At 70.9% G+C, this 21,681-nt stretch carries 13 protein-coding genes; 6 read left to right on the top strand and 7 right to left on the bottom strand.

Annotation, left to right across the window (positions count from 1 at the left end; genetic code table 11):
• Positions 1-9 precede the first annotated feature (9 nt).
• The 3 genes from ACJ5H2_RS05045 to ACJ5H2_RS05035 are packed head-to-tail and all read left to right on the top strand — an operon-like array spanning position 10 to position 2,809.
• Entirely contained in the window at positions 10-741 is a 732-nt protein-coding gene (locus ACJ5H2_RS05045) for a hypothetical protein (protein WP_408898478.1), read from the top strand.
• Between the two features lie 29 nt (positions 742-770).
• Positions 771-1,889 carry a PfkB family carbohydrate kinase gene (locus ACJ5H2_RS05040; RefSeq protein WP_408898477.1) on the top strand — a complete coding sequence of 373 codons (1,119 nt, stop codon included), beginning with the start codon at positions 771-773 and terminating at the stop codon, positions 1,887-1,889.
• On the top strand, positions 1,886-2,809 hold the full coding sequence (locus ACJ5H2_RS05035; protein ID WP_408898476.1) for a pseudouridine-5'-phosphate glycosidase: 924 nt from the start codon (positions 1,886-1,888) through the stop codon (positions 2,807-2,809). Before ACJ5H2_RS05040 ends, ACJ5H2_RS05035 begins: the two co-directional genes overlap by 4 nt.
• 14 nt (positions 2,810-2,823) lie before the next feature.
• Here the strand turns inward: ACJ5H2_RS05035 and ACJ5H2_RS05030 are convergent, their stop codons facing one another.
• Positions 2,824-3,456, bottom strand: coding sequence for a UdgX family uracil-DNA binding protein (locus tag ACJ5H2_RS05030; RefSeq protein WP_408898475.1), 633 nt, complete (start codon positions 3,454-3,456; stop codon positions 2,824-2,826).
• A 19-nt stretch (positions 3,457-3,475) separates the two neighbouring features.
• Complete coding sequence (locus ACJ5H2_RS05025; RefSeq protein WP_408898474.1) at positions 3,476-4,888, bottom strand: PLP-dependent aminotransferase family protein; 1,413 nt, start codon at positions 4,886-4,888, stop codon at positions 3,476-3,478.
• Between ACJ5H2_RS05025 and ACJ5H2_RS05020 the strand changes: the two genes are divergently transcribed.
• A complete protein-coding gene (locus tag ACJ5H2_RS05020; protein WP_408898473.1) occupies positions 4,887-5,858 on the top strand; it encodes a DMT family transporter in 972 nt (323 codons plus the stop codon). The genes ACJ5H2_RS05025 and ACJ5H2_RS05020 overlap by 2 nt on opposite strands.
• 1,700 nt (positions 5,859-7,558) lie before the next feature.
• On the opposite strand, the gene ACJ5H2_RS05015 is transcribed toward ACJ5H2_RS05020, so the two are convergent.
• The 5 genes from ACJ5H2_RS05015 to ACJ5H2_RS04995 all read right to left on the bottom strand — a co-directional run bounded on the left by ACJ5H2_RS05015 (position 7,559) and on the right by ACJ5H2_RS04995 (position 18,885).
• Positions 7,559-12,964, bottom strand: coding sequence for an RHS repeat-associated core domain-containing protein (locus ACJ5H2_RS05015; RefSeq protein WP_408898472.1), 5,406 nt, complete (start codon positions 12,962-12,964; stop codon positions 7,559-7,561).
• Positions 12,965-13,752: 788 nt separating this feature from the next.
• A complete protein-coding gene (locus ACJ5H2_RS05010) occupies positions 13,753-15,249 on the bottom strand; it encodes an aldehyde dehydrogenase family protein (RefSeq protein ID WP_408898471.1) in 1,497 nt (498 codons plus the stop codon).
• Between the two features lie 20 nt (positions 15,250-15,269).
• Positions 15,270-16,157 (bottom strand): DUF1353 domain-containing protein, encoded by an 888-nt coding sequence (locus tag ACJ5H2_RS05005; protein WP_408898470.1) that lies wholly within the window; start codon positions 16,155-16,157, stop codon positions 15,270-15,272.
• Positions 16,154-16,906 (bottom strand): hypothetical protein, encoded by a 753-nt coding sequence (locus ACJ5H2_RS05000; protein WP_408898469.1) that lies wholly within the window; start codon positions 16,904-16,906, stop codon positions 16,154-16,156. The genes ACJ5H2_RS05005 and ACJ5H2_RS05000 overlap by 4 nt, the downstream gene beginning before the upstream one ends.
• Positions 16,903-18,885: a thioredoxin domain-containing protein gene (locus ACJ5H2_RS04995; protein ID WP_408898468.1), complete on the bottom strand. Its 1,983-nt coding sequence runs from the start codon at positions 18,883-18,885 to the stop codon at positions 16,903-16,905. The genes ACJ5H2_RS05000 and ACJ5H2_RS04995 overlap by 4 nt, the downstream gene beginning before the upstream one ends.
• 385 nt (positions 18,886-19,270) lie before the next feature.
• Here ACJ5H2_RS04995 and ACJ5H2_RS04990 point away from each other — a divergent pair, with 385 nt between their 5' ends.
• Together ACJ5H2_RS04990 and ACJ5H2_RS04985 are read left to right on the top strand one after the other, a co-directional pair.
• Positions 19,271-20,458, top strand: a complete 1,188-nt coding sequence (locus ACJ5H2_RS04990) for a C39 family peptidase (protein WP_408898467.1) — start codon at positions 19,271-19,273, stop codon at positions 20,456-20,458.
• Positions 20,458-21,591 carry a hypothetical protein gene (locus ACJ5H2_RS04985; RefSeq protein WP_408898466.1) on the top strand — a complete coding sequence of 378 codons (1,134 nt, stop codon included), beginning with the start codon at positions 20,458-20,460 and terminating at the stop codon, positions 21,589-21,591. Before ACJ5H2_RS04990 ends, ACJ5H2_RS04985 begins: the two co-directional genes overlap by 1 nt.
• Positions 21,592-21,681 lie beyond the last annotated feature (90 nt).

Below are 21,681 nucleotides of genomic sequence, written 5' to 3'. Positions count from 1 at the left end.
CTGCGGCCCGTGGCGTCCTCCTTCGAGAAGGTCCAGGCCGCACCGGTGCTCGCCACGGTGCGCCGTCTCGAACAGCGGATCGACGCCCGCTTCCCCGGCCGCGGACTGCACCGCGTCGCCGGCGAGCTGGCCGCCCTGGTCGAGGAGGTGGCCAGCTCCACCGCCACCGCCCGCGGGCGACGGTCGTGGCTGCGCCCGCTCTCGCGGGTCGGGATCGCCGCGGTCCTTGCCGTCACCGGGACGGTGCTCGTGCTCGCGGTCCGTGCCGCCGCGGAGGACGCGCCTGACGACGGGCTGGCCTGGATCCCGCTGCTGGAGAGCGCGGTCAACGACCTCGTGTTCGCGGCCCTGGCGATCTGGTTCCTCTACTCGGTGCCCGAGCGGCTCCAGCGCGCCCGGCTGCTCGAGCTGCTCCACCGGCTGCGGTCCCTGGCCCACATCGTCGACATGCACCAGCTCACCAAGGACCCCGAGCGGCTGCGCGCGGGATTCACGCCCACCGACGCCAGCGTCGCGATGGACCTCACTCCCGACCAGCTCGAGCACTATCTCGACTACTGCTCGGAGCTGCTCAGCCTGGTCGGCAAGGCGGCGGCGCTCTGCGCCGAGGCCTCGCGCGACCCCGTCGTCCTCGACACGGTCAGCACGGTCGAGACGCTCACCGTGTCGCTGGAGCGGAAGATCTGGCAGAAGATCGCGGTCCTCAACCACGACCGCACGAGCCGCGACCCGTTTGCTTAGTCATATAAGTGTCGTTTAGTTTTCTAACTATGACGACGCTGACGCCTCGCGAGCGCGAGGTCCTGGAGCTGGTGCGCGTGCAGCCGCTCCTCGACGCGCAGGCGATCGCCGAGCGCCTCGGCAGCACCCGCGCCTCGGTCGCCATGGCGCTGTCCTCGCTCACGCGCAAGGGCGCGATCGCCGGACGCGGCTACATCGTGCGGGACGAGCCGCAGGTCGTCGTGCTCGGCGGCGCCGTGATGGACGTCAAGGCCGTCACCGACCGGGCCGCGGCCCTGCACACCAGCAACCCGTCCACGATCCACACCTCCCCCGGGGGCGTCGGGCGCAACATCGCCGAGGGGCTGGCCCGGCTGGGTCGCCGTACCTTCCTCGTCGCGGCGGTCGGCGACGACGTCTTCGGCCGCGAGCTCCTCGCGCACACCGCCGACGCCGGCGTGTACGTCGACCACGTCGTGCGCGGCCCGCAGCCCACCGGCACCTATCTCGCCACGCTCGACCACGACGGCGAGCTCGTGGTCGGGGCCTCCGACCTGCGCGCCACCGACGCGCTCACGGTGGAAGCCCTGGGGCGGGCCCGCGACCTGGTCCCCCGCGCCGACTTCCTCGTCGTCGACGGCAACCTCCCGGCCGAGGTCGTGCGCTGGGCGCTGCGGGCGGCCGCGCAGCAGGAGGTCCCTGTCCTCGTCGACCCCGTGAGCGTCGCGAAGGCCGACCGGCTGGTCCCCCTCCTCGACGGCTCCCCCGTCGACACGCTCACGCCGAACCTGGCCGAGCTCGCCGCGCTCACCGGCGCCCCGGTCGCGAACAACCGGCCCGCCATCGCCCGCGCCGCAGCGCTGCTGCACGAGCGCGGGGTACGCCGGGTGTGGGTCCGCCGCGGCGCGCGCGGCAGCCTGCTCAGCGACGAGGGGACCGTGACGACGCTCGACGCCCGGCCCGCCGAGGTCGTCGACGTGACCGGCGCCGGAGACGCCATGACCGCCGCGTACGTCGACGCGCGCACCGCCGGCGCCTCGCCGGTCGAGGCGGCGGAGCTCGGCCATCTCGCCGCCGCGCTCACCGTCGCCCATGCCGACAACGTCCGCCCCGACCTCGCCGCCGCGATCCACGGCGCCCGCACCGCCCGAACGGAGACCGCCCCGTGACCCCCCACCCCCTGCTGTCCGTCGCCCCCGAGGTCCGCGAGGCCCTGGCCGAGGGCCGTCCCGTCGTCGCGCTGGAGTCGACGATCATCAGCCACGGGATGCCGTACCCGCGCAACGTCGAGATGGCGCGCGAGGTCGAGCAGATCGTGCGGGACGGCGGCGCCACGCCCGCCACGATCGCGGTGCTCGACGGCGTCCCGCGCATCGGCCTGTCCGCGGCCGAGCTGGACGTCCTCGCCTCCGACCCCTCGGTCAGCAAGGTCAGCATCCGCGACCTCGGCTACGTCGCGGCCCGTCGCGCGCACGGCGCGACGACGGTGGCCGCGACCATGCGCCTCGCCGCCCTCGCGGGCATCCCGGTGTTCGTGACCGGCGGTCTCGGCGGCGTGCACCGCGGGGCAGAGTCCTCGATGGACGTCTCCGCCGACCTGACCGAGATGAGCCGCACCGACGTCGCCATCGTCAGCGCCGGCGTGAAGTCGCTGCTCGACATCGGGCGCACCCTCGAGGTCCTCGAGACGCTCGGCGTCCCCGTCGTGGCCTACCGCTCCGACGAGTTCCCCTCCTTCTTCTCACGGTCCAGCGGCTTCGCCGCCCCCATGCGCCTCGACGAGCCCGCCGAGATCGCCGCGATGATGCGGGCCAAGTGGGAGCTCGGGCTGGAGGGAGCGGTCTCGGTCGCCAACCCCGTGCCCGTCGAGGACGAGATCCCGCAGGCCGAGATCGAGCGGACCATCCGGCAGGCGCTCGCGGACGCGGACGCCCGGGGCGTGCACGGCAAGGACATCACGCCCTACCTGCTCGGCCGGATCGTCGAGCTGTCCGGCGGCGCCTCGCTCGAGACCAACATCGCGCTCGTACGCGACAACGCCCGCCTGGGCGCGGCGATCGCGGTGGCCTACGCCGCCCTCGTCCGCTGAGATCGGCCGGCAGGTCACCCGAGCAGCTCGGCCGCCGTCCGCAGGTCGGCCACCAGGGCGTCGTACGCCGCCTGGCGCTCGTCACGCGCCCGCAGCACCGCCGAGGGGTGGGTGGTCGCCAACACCCACCGCGGCGGCACGGCGACGGGTCGGTCCTCGGGCCAGGCGAGCTGACGACCCCGCGCCTCCCCGACCTTGAAGGACGGCCCGTAGAGCGCCTTGCCCGCCGTGCCGCCGAGCAGCACGACGCCGCGCGGGCGCAGCATGCGCAGCTCCGCGTCGAGCCAGGGCCGGCAGGCCGCGACGTGCGCCTGCTTCGGCGACTGGTGGATGCGCCGCTTGCCGCGCATCCCGGACCACCGGAAGTGCTTGACGACATTCGTCGTGTAGACCCGCTCCGGTCCGATGCCCGCGTCCGCGAGGGCGTCGTCGAGCACCCGCCCGGCCGGACCGACGAAGGGCTCTCCGGCCTGGTCCTCCTGGTCGCCGGGCTGCTCGCCGAGCAGGACCAGCTCGGCCTCGGGGTCCCCGTCGCCCATCACGCCCTGGGTGGCGTCGCGATACAGCTCGCACCCACGACACTCCTGGACCGCGGCACGCAGCCGCGGCAGCGTCGGCCGCTCCGGCACCCACTCCTCGGCTCCCACCCCCGGGGCGGTACCCCGGTCAGCCGTGCTGCAGTCCGACAGCGCGCTCGACGACCGCGGCGGCGGTCGGGTAGCCGGCCGGGTCGGGTCCGATGAAGGTCAGCCGCAGGTACGCCGCGGCCGGCTCGGCCGGGAACCACTCGTCGCCGGCCGCCACCCACACGCCCTCGGCCGCGCAGTCGCGGACCAGCCGGGCGGTGTCGGTGCCGTCGGGCAGGCGTCCCCACAGGTGCAGCCCGCCGCGCGGCACGACGTCCAGCGCGAGCGACGGGGCGTGCTCGCGCAGGGCGGCGACGAGCAGGTCGCGCCGCTCGCGCAGCTGCCCGCCCAGCCGGCGCAGGTGGGTGCGCCAGCCCGGGTCGCTGACCACCTCGAGCGCGGCCTGCTGCAGCAGGCCGCTGACGTACATCGACTCCGCGGCGCGGTCGCCGAGGATCCGGTCGCGGGCAGGCCCGCGGGCGATCACGGCCGCGACCCGCAGGGCCGGTGACACGCTCTTGGTGAGCGAGCGCAGGTAGACCACGTGGCCGCCGTCGTCGTGCGCCGCGAGGGGCCGTACCTCCGCGTCGATGCCGAAGTCGTGGGCCCAGTCGTCCTCGACCAGGAAGGCTCCGTGGGCGCGGACCGCCGCGAGGACCTGTTCGGCCCGGTCGACGTCCCAGTGGGCGCCGGTCGGGTTCGCGAAGCTCGGCTGGGCGTAGAACGCGCGGGCGCCGGTCTCGCGCAGCGAGCGGTCGACGACGTCCGGGTCCGGCCCGTCGGCGCCGCTCGGGACGGGGACGAGCTCGACGCCTGCCTGGTGCGCGGCCTGGAGCGCCCCCCAGTAGGTGGGCGACTCGATGAGCAGGGGACGTCCGGGCGCGACCAGCGCCCGGAAGATCGAGGCGAGCGCACTCTGCGAGCCGGGCGCCACGACGACGTCCCTCGCGGTCACCGCACTGAGGTGGCCGGGGGTGGCGTCGGCCAGCTCGCTCGCGAACCACGAGCGGAGCTCGGGCATCCCGGCCGCGGGCGGACGCGCGGTGGCCGCGGCGCCCCGGGCCGCCCGGCCGAGCGCGGTGCGCACGAGCCGCTCGGGCAGCAGGTCCGGGCCGGGATAGCCGGCGTGCAGGGCCTGCACCTCCGGCGGCGCCGTCTGCAGCGGACCGGCGACCCGCGCGAGCTCGGCGCGCGGCGTGCGCAGCGCGGCGGTCTGCCAGCCGAAGTCGGGCCCGCGGGCCGGCCGCACCGCGCGCACGAAGGTCCCGACCCCGGGGCGGCTCTCGACGAGCCCCTCGGCAGCCAGCCGGCGCAGCGCCCGCTGCACGGTGACCGGGCTCGCGCCGTACTCACGGACGAGGGAGCGCGTCGCGGGGAGCTGGGCGCCGGGCGCGGCGTCCCGGATCCAGGCACGCAGGCCCGTCGCGATCCGGGCACTGCTATCGTTGCTCATGTCAGCACAGAGTAGCGCTATCGTCTCCCCGCCGGAGCTGCTATCCCCGCCGCGGCGCACTGCCGGACTGGCCTGGGGCCTGCTCGGCGTCCTCGCCTTCTCCTTCACCGTCCCGCTCACCCGGGTCGCCGTCGACGGCCTCGACCCGCTCTTCATCGGCGCCGGGCGTGCCGTCGTCGCGGCGGCACTCGCGGCGACGGCGCTCGCGCTGACGCGGCAGCGCCTGCCACGCGGCGGGCAGTGGTGGCGGCTCGCCGTCGTCGCGGGCGGCGTGGTCGCTGGCTTCCCGCTGCTGACGTCCTATGCCCTGACCGAGGTGCCCGCCAGCCACGGGGCCGTCGTGATCGCGATGCTGCCCGCGACGACCGCCGTGATCGTCGTGCTCCGGACCCGGGAGCGCGTGAGCCCGCGGTTCTGGGCCTTCGCCGCGCTCGGCGCGGTGGCCGCCGTCGGCTTCGCCGTGGTCCAGGGCGGGGGCGCGGGACGGCTGCACCAGGCGGATCTCCTGCTGGTGCTCGCCGTCGTGGCCTGTGCGACCGGGTACGCCGAGGGCGGCGTGATCTCGCGCGAGCTCGGCTCGTGGCAGACCATCTCGTGGGCGCTGGTGCTCGCCGCCCCGGCGATGGCCACACTCACCGCGGTGAGCGCGGTCCGCGAGCCGCCGTCGGCCGGCCCGACGCCGTGGCTGTGCTTCGCCTATCTCGCGGGCGTGAGCATGTTCCTCGGCTTCTTCGCCTGGTACCGCGGGCTGGCCATCGGCCCGATGGCGCAGGTCAGCCAGGTCCAGCTCGTGCAGCCGGTGCTCTCCATCGCCTGGGCCGGGCTGCTCCTCGGCGAGGAGATCACCTGGCTGACCGTCGTCGGCGGCCTCGCCGTGGTCGCCTGCGCCGCGAGCGCCGTCCGCGCCCGGACCGCGCCCACGGGGCCGCCTGGCGGGGCGATCTCTGGTGCGGGCGGCGGCGTGCGCTGACGGCGCGCTGTAACTAACTGTTCGTGTCACCACCTGATCCGTCTACGGGTGGCATCATCGAGGACCTGGCGTAGATCTGGTCGCTGTGCGAGCTGAGATTCTGGAAGTTGCCGTCCTCGTCGAGGAGAAAGACCCCGCACGGCACGCTGTCGTCGTTGGGGCCATGACGTGTCGGATCAGGCGCTGGGGCGTGGCGAGGGAGTCGGCGTCGCTGTGCCAGGCCGTGAAGAGCGCGACAGCATCCGGGTCGCGTCGTCGTACCTGGCTCGCGATGTCCTCGACGAAGTTGAGCATCCCGCCGCCGCGATCGAGCCCGGGACTATGAACGATGTGGACCCGCTCCCCTCGCTTGGCCTCGTAGACCAGCCCCATGCTGTAGTTTCACGCCGCCGTTGACACGGAAGTCGAGCAGGTAGCGCTCGACCTCGACGAACGGTGCGAGTAGAGCGAGGTCGACCTCCACAGTCAGCGGATCGACCTCAGCGTTATTGCGCCTGGCGATGGCCACATAGGTTCCCCTCCCGAGATGTGAGCCAGGGCCTGCTCTCCATGAACGATGGTCCCGGAGACTGTGGCAGCGACGGATGCGATTGCAGCCGTTGAGACCGCGGGGCCCTTCAACGTGCTTGGGTCAAGGTCTCACTCGGCGGCGTCTGGGCGGAGGTCACATCGAGTTCCCGGTGATGGGGTGGGGTGGCTCGCCGCCGAAGAGACGCTGTGCCAGCGGCCGGATCGGTCGGACCGGCTGCCGGCCGGTCCGAACCAGAAGCGCTCCAAGGCCCTGTCGTCGTCCTCGACGAGGCTGCACATGTCCTGGCCGAACATGAGGATGTCGGCCGCGAGTACCTCTCGATCAGTCCGGCGGGCTTGAGGGTTGCGAGCATGGTGCGGCCGGCGGCGATGGTGTACGTGTACTCGCTGCACAGCGATGCGGCCGACCCGGCTCCGTCGGGGTCTGGGCCACACACAGCCGTGAGCTTGCTGCGGTGCAGGTGTAGTTGGCCAGAACCTTGGTCGAGACCGCGCCGGGGGTGGCGGCACCGATGACACGCTCAACGGTGGATCCCCTGGTCGGAGGTGCCGTGCCTGTGTAGGCCGCCTTGAGCGCCCTGCAGCCCTCGGTCTGGGTGGTGGTGTTACAGGTGGCCCGATCTCCCCGCTGCTCGCCGCGAGACCCCGACCCCGCGACCCGCTATCCAGAAGCCTGGAACGGGACAAGTACGACACCCGGACGATGACCCCTGGGAATGCTGCCGTGGTGTGTGGCTGTGCACTAATTCAGGTCGATGGATTCATCGTCTCGCAGCCAAAACACCCAGAATGTGAATATCACGCCGAGGACATTGAGAAGACCGAGGGCGCCATCCAGCCACCAGTTCCTGAAAGCGGTTAGACTTGCGACAAGGCCTATTCCAGCGGGAATAACCCCAAAGGGGTTTCTGAAGCCCACCGCGAAAATGGTAAGGATCGCTCCGAGCAGACAAATCCAAGGAGAACCGGCGTCCTCGCGGATGGAAACGCCGGCCAGCAGGGTGAAGACGACTAGCAGGAACAGCGATCCTCCGATGACTCTCGGTGGTCGACGCCTATAACGCCTGCCTGTCCACAGCGGTCCGCTGCTGCCAGCGTGACGAGGTTCCCCGTGCGAGCTCATCGAAAGGCCCTCTTCTGACGGTGGCTTCTGGTGACGTCAGCGACGATCATGCTAGGCGTCGGGCAAGACTGGTGGTAAACGAGTTCCACATATCCCAGACGTATCCGGCAATCACACCCAAGCCTACTCCGCCGAGTTTTCGTTTGACCGTTTCGATCATGTGCTTTCCAGTGCCAAGGCCGAGGATTTTCTTCAGAATCTTGACCACCCCGGAGCTAAAGTACCCGCCGCCGATACTCGACAAGGCGCCATTTAGTGCAGCGGTCCCTGCGCCCGACCAGCTCACGGAGGCCTTCTTCACATAGAGCTGCTCGGCTAGGTACCTGATGCCGCCGGAGATGCCGCCAGCCAAAATATCGCACCCGACCTTGAGAGTGGTGGCGGCCGCGCATGCAGCACCGAGGGCCACGTCGAGGATCTTCATCCCGACCGAGACCACCTTTCCTCTGCACCATTCGTTGCACAAGTTCGGCCACTTGCCCGAAAGGTCAGAGCCGTTCAGAGGATCTCGCGGGTAGGTGTACAAGGTGGCGTTACCGCCTGGGATGGGATCGGGTGTGAGGAACGATCCGCTCGCGGGGTTGTAGAGCCGGACGCCCATGAGGATGAGTCCGCCGAGAGCATCGGCGGATCGCTGGTCAGCGCCGTGCCACCCGTAGGGCGCCTTGGCGGAGGAGGCATCACGGGGGATGCCGTATTCGGTGGTCTCGGTGTAGTTGGTGATGCTCGAGGCGGTGCCGTCTGCGGGCGTCGTGGCGACGATGTCGCCGTGGAGGTTGGCGATTAGCACTGTCGCAGTGCCCGTTGTAGACGTGCCCGTGCCGGTCACCGTCACGCCGAGCCCGCCGAGTCCTGACACGTTGCGTGACCACGTGGTCGTGGTGCCGTCGTCACTCGTCGACCAGGAAGGGCTGTCTCCAGGACCGCCGTAGTGGTTCGACATCGTTGTCGTGATCGGGAGCGCGGGTGCGTCCGCTACCACTGTGGTGGCTTGGGTGGCGATCCGGTGGCCCGCGGGGTCGAGGGTGAAGGTGGTGGTCTGCTGATCGCCGCCGGTGCCTTGGTCGAGGGAGGCGACCATGTCGTTGGCGTGGTACTTGACGCTGAGCTGACCGGTGGCGGTGGTGTGCGTGGCGGTGCCTTGGGCGTCGCTGCCCGGAACGGTAAGCGTGCGTCCCGCAGCGTCGTAGGTGTAGGTGCCGTTGGTGATGTTGGACTGGTTGGTGATGCGGTCGGAGGCGTCGTAGGTGGAGGTCACTGTGGTGCCGCCGCTGGTTGCGCACGCTCCGTCGGCGCCCGGGCCGCGTGTGGTCAGGGTGGTGCGGTTCGAGTGGTTGTCGAACCCGTAGAGCCTGGTTGTGCACGCGGCGCTGCTACCGGCGCCGAGAGTGTCCTTGACCTGGGTCAGTCGGCCGGCGGGGTCGAAGGTGTAGTCCTGTGTCGAGGCGATAGTGCCGTTGACCTCGTTCATCGCACCTGTCACTCGGCCGAAGGCTCCGATGGTGTTGGTGAACGTGGCCCAGGTGGCCGTGCCCTTCGTGTAGGTCAGGCTTATGGGGTTGCCGGCGTTGTCGTAGGTGGTGGTTGCATCCAGTCCGCCGGGGAGACCTTGGGTGACCAGCCCTCCGCCGCTGTTGTAGCTGCCGGTGAAGGTCAAGACGCCCGAGGCGCCGGCCAAGTCAAGGTGTCCGCCGCCGTCTGTTGAGCCGCTCGAGCCGAGGGTGTCGGTGGAAGTCGGTGCGGAGGCCGCGCGCTTGGTGGTGACGAGGTCGCGGTGTTCGTCGATGGCCCCGTAGGACATGGTGGTGGCGCCCTTGGGGTCGACCGTCGATGCGAGACGGCCTGACTTGTCGTAGCCGTAGTACGTCACCGCGCCGGTGGAGTCGGTGTAGGACCTGATCTGACCGACCGCGTCGTAGCTGGTGGTGAGCACCTTCTGGCTGTCACCCGTGCCGGTGGTCTCGGTGAGGAGGGCACCGGTGGTGGGCGAGTACGCGTAGGTCACCGGTTCGACAGGGGTCTGGTTCGGAAGGTCCTGGGCGGCTCCTGCGTTGGTCGTGATCGCCTTCTTGGTCAGGCGTCCCGCCGCGTCGTAGTCGAGGGTCGTTACCCGCAGCGGACCCAGTGACGTGAAGTTCTCGACGGTCCCGGTCACCTGGCCGTACGTGTTGTAGGTGTAGGCCGTGGACGGATACTCGGTGCCCGCCTTGGTGCGGCACGGCAGCCCGGCCCACTTCAGCCCTGCGCAGGTCGTCGCGCTGTTGGTCGCTCCCCAGTAGAGGGTCTTGGTGGTCCGAGGCGTGGTGCCGGTGGTGTCGCCGGGCAGACGTTCCTCGAGAACGCGGCCCTCCGCGTCGTACACCATGGTGGTGACGAGGTCGCTCGAGGAGGCTGCGTTGTTCATCTGGGTGGTCGTAGTCGTCGCCTGGCCCAGGTTCCAGCCGTTCAAGGGCACGTCAGCGCCGGTGGGCGCCTCGGGCCACTTGGTGCCTGCGATGGTCTGGTCTCTCATCGACCCTGTGGCGTCATATCCGTAGCGGGTGATGCTGACCGCCCCGGCGGCGACGTCGCCGGTATCGGTGTTGGCCTCGACGTCGTAGGGCGCGGTCTTGACCGTGGTCGGGAGCCGATAGGGGCCTCCCGCGGGAGAGATGTTGTTGTGGGGTGCGCCTTGGTCGTAGGTGGTGGTGGTGTGCTCGCGGGCGTGGATCGTTGTGCCCGAGGGGAGTTGGACGGGATGGGTCGGGCCGTAGGTGTCGGTGACCTTGACCGGGTCCAAGGGGTCGTAGACGGTGAGGGAGGCGAGAAGGTCGGCCCGCTCAGCGCTGGCTGCCTTGCCTGCGACATAGGAGTCCGTGTCCGCGGAGGGGGCCAAGGCGTGGGCGCGGCTGCGGGCGTCGAGTGACCAGAACGTCGCACCTTGCGGTGTGTACTGGACGGAGTCGACGAGCCATTTGCCGCCTGCGCCGTTGACGGCGGTGTTGGTGATGCGGCCGTTGACGCCGAGGTAGCTGATAGTGGCGTGCTTCCAGTCGCCCTCGGCCACGGTGGCCGGTGTGGTGCCGGCCGGTTCGTGCGAGGGCGGGAAGATCGCGGTGGCCTCGCCGTTGATCGGGCGCGAGGTGGTCTGGCCCCAGGTCGCGGTGGCGGCAGCGGTCAGCGACGGCAGGCCGTTGCCGGAGTTTGGCACTCCGTAGACGACGGTGGTGGTCGCGGTCTGGTTGGTGACCCCGCTGACCGGGTTGCCGACCGGCACGGTGCGCTGCAGCTTCGAGACGCGGTGCTCGGAGTCGTAGACGAGCGTCCATGGGTTCTCACCCGGCGGCTCGATGGTCTTGAGCCTGCCGACCTGGTCTCCGGATGCGTAGTAGGAGTACTTGGTCTTGAGGGCGGGTTCGACCTGGGTGTTCCACGCCTCGACCAGACGGCCCTCGGACCCGGCGTAGGCGAAGGAAGCGATCTGGGTCTTGTTCGTGGCGCCGCTGGTGGTTGCTGCGGAGAGCTCGATCTTCATCAGCCGTCGCTGCCCCGCGTCCGCACCGCCACCTGGGTGGTCGTAGGTGAGGATCAGCGAGCGGCACCCTGGAGTGGTGTCCACGACGGACTCCTCGCACGAAGCGACTCCCTTGCCGCGCGGAGCCACGATCCGGTCGATCCGGCCATCCTGATTGGGGTCGCGGTAGGTCGTGGTCGCGACTGCCCCGAGTTCGACGACCGATGCGATCTGCCAGTCGGGATCGTCCTCTTCAGAGGCTGGCGCAGGCCGCGTCCAAGTCGTCCTGACCCCGCTGGCGTCGGTCATCACGATCTCGGTCGACGAGGTGCGGGTGACTACCGTGCCGTCGCCACCGGTGTCACCGGTGCCGGTGTAGGTGATCGGATACGCGCTGGTGGGTGACACTGCTTGGTACACCAGGATCGAGCCGTCACCAGTGCTGAACTTCAGGTAAGCAGGGGCCTGGTCGTCGTCGACGGTGAGGCCCGCTGCGCCGGCGTCGGGACCGGAGAGGTCCGCGACCCAGCCTGGTCCGAAGATGCTGTTCGCGGTCTGGTCTGGCATCGCGTTCGGTGACATAGCTGCCAGCGAGCGACCCACCGAAAGCTGGCCGAGCGCGGTAGTGATCGACGCGTCGGCCGCACCGAGCTGGAAGTTCCCCGTCGACAGCGACAGCGAACCCGGTCCCAGAGGCGCCGACGCCGTCGTGTACGCGAACTCGCCGGTGCTCAACGTCACGGACCACGGCGCACCACAGATGGTGGACGGCGCCGTTGCTGTCTCGCCATAGCAGGCCCGCACGAGGACTGTCTTGGTCGATGACGCCGCACCCAGGGTGGCGCGCATGTCCCAGGTATAGGTGACGAAGCTCGAACCGCTGGCCTGGACCGGCCATTCCCCGTCGGGTTTAGTCGACTGGTTCGGGCGTTGATCGTTGGCGTCCGTCGCGTGAGCGGGCGGGACCTCCACATACCCGTCCCCTGGGGCCTTGTACTGGTACCGCACCCACGGCCGCCCAGCCGCCGCCCCCACGTTCGAGGCCCGCAGAGCCACAGCACGGGAGGTGACGGACTGCCCGCCGACCACGACCGCATCCGGCGCCGAGTACCAGCCCTGGACGTCGAAGTACACCTGGATCGGCGCGGTGCTCGCGTTGTAGATCTTCACGCCGCCGCCATCACCGATCCGAAGAGTTGCGAAGTTCGATCGGATCCCGGCTCCGGAGTAGTTGAGGAGCGAGGTGGTGGTGTCGGCCAGATCGTCGGACCACATCTCGACGTGTCCATCGACCTGACTCGGCTGCACGACTTGGACGTTCGCAGCCACTGCATCGATGCCGGTGCCCAATGCCGGCACTCCACCGACGCCGGCGATCACCAGAGGCCGTTCCTGACCAGCGGGCACGACGAGCCCGCTCGCCAGACGAGCCGAGGCGGTGGTGAACCCAGCGACGCCGTTCGCCTCGGTGGGCGGGGTGTAGTAGCCGACGACATCGATCAGGATGTCGATCGGCTGCGCTCCCCCTCCTCCGGCGTAGACCTTGATCTTCCCAGCGTGGGCTCCGGAAGCCGCCAACGCGACCGTCGCGCCGATCGCGGTCGGTTTGCTAGCGGCGTAGTTCAGGCTCGACGCGGGCCGGGGCAGGTCGGCCGCGTACGCGGTCACGAAACCTTCGGGGGCGCCAGCGTTGGGCACGACGGTGAGGTTCAAGAAGACCGCGGTTGCGTCGGCTGGGATCCCACCGGATCCCGCGATCGGGACAGTCGTGGTTGTTCCCGGAGCCAACTTCGCCTGCGGAATCCCCTGCCCTGTCCGTGAGTCGACAACCCGTGCGGGCTCAAGCAGCGGGATGAAGCCACCTGCGGCCGTCTGTCCGGCCGTGAAATACCCCTGGATGTCGACGATGTAGTGGACGTTCGTCTCGGTCTTGACGTCGAACTTGCCGTCAGCGCTCAACCCGACGATCGCCGTGTTCGTTGCCGTGCTGCTGGTTCCAGACCCGTAGAGCAGTGCCGTGTAGGACGACGCCCCCCCCAGTGGGCCTGACGTTGACGGCGCCGGCGGAGTTCGGGGTGATCACAGTCAGGCTGATCTGGACGGCCTTGACCCCGGACGCGGGTACTCCCGCGATCCCAAGCGGCGAGTAGGGGCGCCAGGACGTCGAGTCCCAGAACGGGCCGTTGTTCCGGGTGTCAGCGAGCCGCCCGGCGGTCGGCACGAACAGCCCACCCGTGCCCGGAGGCACAGCAGCAACTGTCGCCGACGCAGTCCTGGCTGGCGGAGCCACCCGCGAGGGGGGTGTGGAAGACCCGACCGCGGGCCCCGCGACGGCAAGACCTAGGGCCGGCAGCAAGGCAGCTACCAGCGACAGCACAGTCAAACGGACAAGACGCGACATGCGACAGACACCCTCGTTCTCGAGCTCCCCGAGACGTGGCGCACGTCCCACCCGTGAGCGAGACGGTAGCGGCAGCGACGTGACCCCGCCACATGTTTGGTGACATGAGCTGTCGGCTCTCACCATCGAGAGAGGTCATCCGCCAACGCGCCGGGGGCGTTTGAGCTGAGAGCACGGCCCAGTCCTCGCGTTCGCGGAACGGCCGCACTCGCTGCGAGTGGGAGTCCATTGCGGTTAGTCGCCAAGCCGTGGAACGGGATGTCGGCGGCGTCGTGGCGCCCGACTAGCCACCGCGCCGTGCACTCGAACGGGCGACGCCATCGACCGGTCGCGGCGACCTGGCCCCCTAGCGCCTCCCGCGCCCGTACAGCGCCCGCACGACCTTCGTGAGCTGCTTCTCCTCCTTCGCCGTGCGGCGGAAGGTGGTCAGCGCGATGGCGGGCTTGAACCGCTGGCGGGCGATGGCGTGCGGGTAGGTGAACTCGCGCAGGCCGTCCGGGCCGTGGATCCGGCCGAAGCCGGAGTCGCCGACCCCGCCAAACGGCAGGGTGGGGATGCCGGCGAAGGAGATGACGCCGTTGATGGCGGTCATGCCGGCGCGCAGCCGCTCGGCGATCTCCATGCCGTGCTCCTTGGAGAAGACCGTCGAGCCGAGGGCGTAGCGGGTGCCGTTGGCGCGCTCCACGGCCTCGTCCATGCTCGCCACCCGGGTCACGGTCACAGTCGGGCCGAAGGTCTCCTCCTGCACCGCCGCCGAGTCCTCCGGTACGTCGACCAGGACGGTCGGCTGCACGAAGCGCGCACCCTCCGGCACGGGGCCCCCGACCAGGGCGCGCCCACCGCGGGCGAGGGCGTCGTCCACGTGGCGGCGGATGATGTCGACCTGCGAGGGCATGGTGATCGGGCCGACCTGCCCGCCGGGGCGGGCCTCGAGCTGGCGGGCCTGGGCGACCAGCTCGTCGACGAACTCGTCGTACACGCGGTCGTGGACGTAGACGCGCTCGACGCCGGCGCAGGTCTGCCCGGCGTTGGCGGCCGCTCCCCACAGCGCCGCCTCGGCGGCCTCGGCCACGTCGGCGTCGTCGGCGACGATCAGCGCGTCCTTGCCGCCGGCCTCGATCACGACGGGCGTGAGCGTCTCGGCGCAGGCGGCCATCACCCGCTTGCCGGTGGCGGTCGAGCCGGTGAAGGCCACCTTGTCGACACCGGCCTTGGTGAGGGCGGCGCCGGTCTCGCCGTACCCCGTCACGACCTGGAGCACGGGCCGACCGACGGCCTCCCGGAAGGTCGCGGCGAGCCACTCCCCGACGCCGGGGGTGTACTCGGAGGGCTTGAAGACGACGGCGTTGCCGGCGGCCAGGGCGTAGGCGATCGAGCCCATCGGGGTGAAGACGGGGTAGTTCCAGGGGCCGATCACGCCGATCACGCCGAGCGGCCGGTACTCCACGCTGGCCGCCTGGTTGACCATGAGCAGTCCCGGGGACACGCTGCGCCGCTTGAGGACCTTCTCGGCGTGGCTGGCGGCCCACGCGAGGTGGTCGACGGCGAGCGCGGTCTCGAGGAGCGCGTCACCGCTGGGCTTGCCCGTCTCGCGCGACATGAGCGCGGCGAGCTCCTCCATCCGGCGCGCCATCAGCTTGCGCCAGCGCGCCAGCGCCTTCCGGCGGCCGTCGAAGCCCAGCGCGCGCCACCACTCGGCCTGCCGGCGAGCCGTCGCGACCGCCGCGGCGACGTCCTCGGCGGTGTGGATCGGGTGGGTCCCGACGACCGCGCCGGTCGCGGGGTCGAGCGAGGTGAAGGTCTGCGCGGCGGGAGCGGCGGGAGCGGCGTCGGTGCTGGTCACGCTCCGAACCTACTGCGCGCTCAGGTGGATCGGAATGGGCCCAGGAACAACAGGATCAGCACCACATGGGCGGCGACCACGACGCCCGCGATCACGATGGCCGCGACCGGGCGGCGGCGCGCGACCCACTCCGCCGCCTGGTAGGCGAGCGTGATGAGGAGGAGCGCGGCGCTGACGTGGAGCAGTACGGCGAGGGCGACGCCGGTCACGACGCCGGCCACCGCGAACCGCCCCCAGGTGAGGCCGAGCAGGAAGGGTACGACGACCGCGCCGGCCAGGCCGCCGAGGAGCTCCATCGCGAAGGAGCGATGCCCCATCCAGGGCACCCCGTCGAGGACGTCGAAGAGGTCCAGGGTGGCCAGCACCCCGAGGACGGCGACCGCCACGACCGTAGCCAGCGCCGGGAGCCGGTAGCGCAGGTGGCGGGCGGGGCTCCAGGACGCCGAGCCGTGCCAGATGGTCGACAGCGTGACGGCCGACCAGATCAGCCAGCTGAGCACCGGCCCGGTGTCGGTGTCGCGCATCGCCGCCCGGAACACCCGGTCCGCCGCGACCCGGTCGAGCACGTGCCCCTCTACCGAGACATAGCTCGCCGGCTCGTCCGGCCCGTGCACGAGCCCGTCGTGCAGCAGGGCCGGCGGCAGGTGCCGCCCGGTGCGCGGCACCAGCCAGGTGAAGATCGTCGGCACCGACGTCAGGTCGCTCTCGAACGTCCCGAGGTCGGCGGGCACCAGCAGGTCGCCGTACTCCCGGTCGCGGTAGGCGATGCGGTGCATCATCCGGAACCGCTCGGTGCGCCGGTGCAGGTCGCCCGACTCGATCCGCTCCAGCACGATGCGCGGCGGGTCGTCGCTCCCCTCGTCGTGGAAGCGGCCGGGCTCGGGCCGCACGGACCGCCAGGGGCTCATCGGCACCGCCCGCGGCCGAGTGCGGCGAGACCGTTGAGGTCCCCTAACCCGAACTCGCGCTGGCCGACGCTGTCGGCGTACATCAACTCGGCGGGCGAGTCGACGTGACCGAGGCCGACGACGTGCCCGAGCTCGTGGAGCAGGATCGCCCGGCGCTCGGCCAGGCCGTCGGGCCCGTCGGCGAGGCGGTCGAAGGCCTGCACGTCGAGGGTGACGCCGCCGGTGACGAACCACAGCCATGCGTCGCCGTCGTACGAGCGAGCGGTGGCGCCGCCGACTCCGGCGACGTCGCCGTCCAGCTCGTCGACCTCGTCGTCGTCGGCCCACGCCACCAGCACCGGGTCGGGGCGAGCGGTGAGGAGGACGTCGCCCTGCGGGTCGGGGCGGCGGTCGCTGAGCCCCTCGTAGCTGAAGGTCAGCCCGGTGACGGCGGCGACCTCCTCGACCGCGTCCCGGACGAACGCGACGGTCTCGTCGGCGTCGTCGGGCGCCTGGTCGGGGTTGACCTCGTAGCGGATCTCCCGGCACGGGTCCCAGGTCACCGGCTCGTCGGGCCGGCCGGGCTGGTGCTCGAGGAAGGCGTGCACGCCGCCGGGCGGCACGTCGGCGGGCCGGCCGAGCGGGTCGTTGCCGAGGCCGAGGATCCGTCGCAGCGCGGCCATCTCGCTGCCGGGACCGATGACCAGTACGACGACGAACAGCACCGCGCTGAGCGCCAGCACGGCCACCGACCGGGTGCGCTCGGTCACCCGATCCCCTCGGGCTCGGTCACCGGCCGCTCGCAGACGAAGCCGCGGCAGACGTACGCCGCCGGGCGACCGTCGACCGGTGTGCGACCGCTGAGCAGCGGGATGGCGTCGGTGGCGTCGTTCGCGGCGACCACCACGGCACCGGGCAGCTCGAGCGCCCGGGCCACGAGGGCGTCGCGCTGGTCCCCCGGCGGCCCGACGACGGCGACCTCCAGCGGCCCGTCGAGCATGGTGACGGCGGCGGCCAGGGACCAGCCCGCGAACCGGGGCGCCTTGTCGGCGATCACGGCGACGGTGGCCAGCGCTGCTTCGGCCGCGTCGCGGTAGCGGCCCTCGCCGGTGAGGGCGTGGGCCTCGACCAGCGCGTGCACGAGACTGCTGAGCCCGCTCGGCGAGGCGTTGTCGCCCGGATCGCGCGGGCGCGCCACGAGCGCCTCGGCGTCCGCGATGGTGTCGAAGAAGCCGCCGTCCGGGGCGGCGAAGCCGTCGAGAGCGGTGTCGAGGAGCCCGGTCGCGAGCCGCAGCCAACGCGGGTCGGCGGTGGCCTGGGTGAGCGCGAGGAGCCCGGAGGCCACGCAGCCGTAGTCCTCCAGCACGCCCGCGTGGGCGCCCGCCACGCCGTCGCGGGAGACCCGGAGGATCCGCCCGTCGCGCACGTGCAGGCGCTCGAGCAGCTCCCCCACCTCGACGGCGGCCGCGAGATAGTCGGGCCGGCCGAGCCGGCGCGCCGCGTCGACCAGTCCGGAGAGGGCGAGCCCGTTCCAGGCCGCGACGACCTTGTCGTCGCGGGCGGGGCGCGGGCGCTCCTCGCGGGCGGCGAGCAGGCGGCGGCGGATCTCGGCGAGGCGGGTGCGCTCCACCTCGTCCTGGGGGAAGTGGCGCAGCTGCAGGGTCGACGTACCGTGCTCGAAGGTGCCCTCGGCGGTGACGCCGAAGATCTCGGCCGCCCAGGCGCCGTCGTCGGGCCCGAGCACCGCCACCAGCTGGGTCGGCGTCCAGACGTAGAACGTGCCCTCCTCCGCGTGCCCGCCCGGCTCGGCCGGGCTGTCGGCGTCGAGCGCCGAGGCGAAGCCGCCCTCGGCGGTGCGCAGCTCGCGCAGCAGGAAGTCGGCCGTCTCGGTCGCGACCCGGTCGCCCAGCTCGGTGCCGAGGCGCGCGTAGAGACCGAGCAGCTGGGCGTTGTCGTAGAGCATCTTCTCGAAGTGCGGCACCACCCAGCCCCGGTCGACCGCGTAGCGCGCGAACCCGCCGCCGACCTGGTCGTACATGCCGCTGCCCGCCATCGCGGCGGCCGTGCGCGCCAGCATGTGCCGCGCCTGCTGCTCCGACTCGCCCCGGTAGCGGCGCAGGAACTCCAGCACCATCGTCGGCGGGAACTTCGGCGCGTCACCGAACCCGCCCGCCATCGGGTCGAACTCCTGCGCCAGGCCCGCGACCGCGCTGTCGATCCGCTCGGCGGTCAGCGCGTACGACGGCATGCTGGCGTCACGACGCAGGTGCTCCGCGACGCTCGCCGCGGTGCGTCGTACGTCGTCGGCGCGGTCGGCCCACGCCCCGCTCAGCGCCTGCAGCACCTGCGTGAACGACGGCGAGCCGTGCCGCGGCTGGTCGGGGAAGTAGGTGCCCGCGAAGAACGGCGCCCCGTCGTGGTCCATCACCACCGTCATCGGCCACCCGCCCTGCCCGGTCATCGCGGTGGTCGCCTGCATGTAGACCGCGTCGACGTCCGGCCGCTCCTCCCGGTCCACCTTGATGCTGACGAAGTGCGCGTTGAGATATTCCGCCGTGGCCCGGTCCTCGAAGGACTCATGCGCCATCACGTGGCACCAGTGGCAGGCGGCGTAGCCGACACTCAGCAGGATCGGGACGTTGCGTCGCCTCGCCTCCTCGAACGCCTCCGGCCCCCACTCCCACCAGTCGACGGGGTTGTCGGCGTGCTGGAGGAGGTACGGGCTGGTCGCGGCACCGAGACGGTTCACCCTGCCATCATCCAGCAACCCGCAACGCCCGCCCCTCCTTCCGTGGTTGAGGCGCGAGTCCCTCAGTGGTTGAGGCGCGAGGAGCGCCAGCGACGAGCCTCGAAACCACCCCACGCCGGTGGTTGAGGCGCGAGGAGCGCCAGCGACGAGCCTCGAAACCACCACTCCGCCTCTCCCGGCGCCCTGGGACAGCGGCGCAGCGGTCGCCGGAGTCCCACGCTCTGAGATCGCGCCGTTAGTTTCCGATGCTTAGGTGACATCTCCCTAGCGAGGCACCCAACCGTGGTGGCTTCCCACGCAGGAGCGGGGGCAGTCTCGGCAGCGATCAGGTCGCGCTGTGACCGTCTGTCGTGGTGTGTCCGGTTCTTCACGAAGGAGACGCTTGATGCGCCTACATTCCCTTCCCTCCGCTGCGGCGGCCGCGGCGGCTCTCGCGATGACCTTCTCGGTCGCCGCGGTCCCGCCGCCTGCGGGCGCCGACGAAGCTGTCGATGCCCCCTCGCTCGCCGCGGAGCGACCGAGCAATGCTGCGGTCCGCGCGGAGATCGACCGTGTCGTCAGCGAGTCGTCGGCCGCGAGCCTCGCCAAGACCTCCGGCACCGATCCCAGCCAGCAGGTGGCCGCGACCTTCAGGTGCGCGGAGTTCCTGGAGAGTGCCCGCTACTGCCTCGGCTACGGATGGACTCGCTCGAGTGAAGCCGCCATTCAGGCCGAGATGACCTCGAAGATCGTCGACACGCGATCGCTCCGGGCAGCTGGGGCCGAGGAGACCGGTGACCTGTCGCTCGACGGCATCATCGCCCGCGCCGCGGCGATGAGTCCTGACGAGCGAGCAGCGGCCGAGCGGCGTGAGCTCGAGGACGCGGCCGCCGGCATCGACAAGTTCATCGCGCTCGAGGAGCTCCGCCTGGGCCCAGACCCGGTGTCGGTCAAGGCCGTTCGCAAGAAGGACAAGGGTGGCGTTCTCGCGAACGCCGTCATCGGCGGGACCACCTTTCCCGAGCAAGGGGCGATCTTGCAGGATCGCGTGGAGGACCAGCACCAGAAGTACTGGTGCGGGCCGACAACCATGCAGATGATGGCGTGGAACTACGGCAACAACCCCAAGGTCTCGCAGGCAACCTGGGCGTCGCGTCTGGGCACCACCACCAGTGGGACGGCCATCACCGACATGGTGCGGGTCGCCAACAACTACGCCGACCCCGCTCGATGGGTCACCCAGCAGGACGCCGCCTACGTCACGAAGGACATCGGTGGCTACACCTACGCCCAGTGGTACAAGCTGAACGTCAACCACTACTCGACGTGGCGCACCCCCGTCATCCTGCATCCGGTGTTGCTCAAGAAGTTCTTCCCGTATCTCGACGGCGACGGATCCGGTCACTTCCAGCTCGGGCGTGGGTGGGACTTCGAATCAGCCAAGACCGACTCGTGGCAGCTGCTCTACTACGAGCCGTGGAACCCGCAGTACTTCAGCCCGACCCGGCCCTACGTCGACCGCAAGCAGCGGCGCTGGGCCAAGAACTCATATCTGGCCAACCTGGACCACTTCCAGCACAACATCGGGGTCTGATGCGCCTGCGTCACCTTGCGGTCGGTCTGGCTGTCGCGGCTACGGTCGCGGCAGCCGGCTGTTCCGCCGACGACGGCGGCAGGCCGACGGGCGCACCTGACGGCTCCCCCACCCAGGCCACGAGCGGTGCCGCCACCGGAACCCCTGGTCCTGCACCGGACGCCACGGATCTGGCGTGGACAGCCCTCCCGGAGCTACCTGATGACGAGAGCCCTCAAGCAGCATCGAGTGCGTACGTCGTGTCGCGAACCGCCGACAGGAAGTCGGTCGTCGTGCGCAATGGGACGGCGACGAAGGAGCTGGGTCGGTACCCGGCACCTGCCGGGTTCGAGGTGAGCAACGTCGTCCTGGCTCCGCCCTACCTGGTGATCGCCAGCGCCGACCCGGTCAACATGTCCGACGAACGCATGTCGCTGATCGACCTGGAATCGGGAACCACTCGGCGCCTCGGCCCCGATGCACCCGACCTGTGGGAAGGTCTCTGGTCGATCGGGCATGGCGTCCTGACGTACGGCGCGCACGGTGAGCGCCGATCGTTCTGCATCACCGAGGCAGACCTCACGAACCTTCGCGGCACACCCGTGGACTGCGTTCCCCGAGGCCAAGGGATGCACCAGGTCAAGCAGTCGCCCTGGGGATACGGGTACGTCCGGTTCGAGAACAACGACGAGGGATCGTGCGGCACCGCCCGGGTCCGGCGGGGCGACGACGAGCCTGTCGACGTCGACGGCCCGGGTCCGTGCCGGGTCTGGGAAGCGATGCCGCTCGCGGGCGACGGCGCCATCTGGAGCGAGGTTCCCGACCCTCAGCAGATCGAGGTCGCCGAGGTCTTCCTCCGCGAGGACGGCGGCGAGCAGCAGTCCCTGGGCTATGGGACCACCGGCTCGCTAACCTGGTGCGGCGATGCCCTGTGGATCCTGCGCCAGATGGAGAGCACCCTCATGCGCTGGACACCCGGCAAGGGGCTCGAGAAGGCCTACCGGATCGACATGGAGGTCGATCCAGAGAAGGTCTCCGTCCTGTCCACCCCCATCTGCGCCGGCGACGCCATCTCGATCAGCGAGCTCATCGCCGCGCCCGGCCATGGGAACAGGGAGATCCTCCACGTCGCTCGCGTCGCCGGCGACAGCTGAGGGATCCGGGTCGTGGCCCTGCTCTCTCGGGGGGCCACGACCCGCTCGACGCATCCGCTCCGGGAAATGCCTTGTCTGACGGCTGATCCC

The sequence above is a fragment of the Nocardioides pymetrozini genome, from assembly GCF_046058985.1.
Lineage (GTDB): Bacteria > Actinomycetota > Actinomycetes > Propionibacteriales > Nocardioidaceae > Nocardioides.
This window is presented reverse-complemented; position numbering and strand designations above follow the sequence as displayed.

Bases quoted from the DNA above. Each gene is read 5' to 3' on its own strand.
- ACJ5H2_RS05040 (WP_408898477.1), top strand. From the start codon at position 771: ATGACGACGCTGACGCCTCGCGAGCGCGAGGTCCTGGAGCTGGTGCGC.
- ACJ5H2_RS05020 (WP_408898473.1), top strand. From the start codon at position 4,887: ATGTCAGCACAGAGTAGCGCTATCGTCTCCCCGCCGGAGCTGCTATCC.
- ACJ5H2_RS05025 (WP_408898474.1), bottom strand. From the start codon at position 4,888: ATGAGCAACGATAGCAGTGCCCGGATCGCGACGGGCCTGCGTGCCTGG.
- ACJ5H2_RS05005 (WP_408898470.1), bottom strand. From the start codon at position 16,157: ATGAGCCCCTGGCGGTCCGTGCGGCCCGAGCCCGGCCGCTTCCACGAC.
- ACJ5H2_RS04990 (WP_408898467.1), top strand. From the start codon at position 19,271: ATGCGCCTACATTCCCTTCCCTCCGCTGCGGCGGCCGCGGCGGCTCTC.
- ACJ5H2_RS04985 (WP_408898466.1), top strand. From the start codon at position 20,458: ATGCGCCTGCGTCACCTTGCGGTCGGTCTGGCTGTCGCGGCTACGGTC.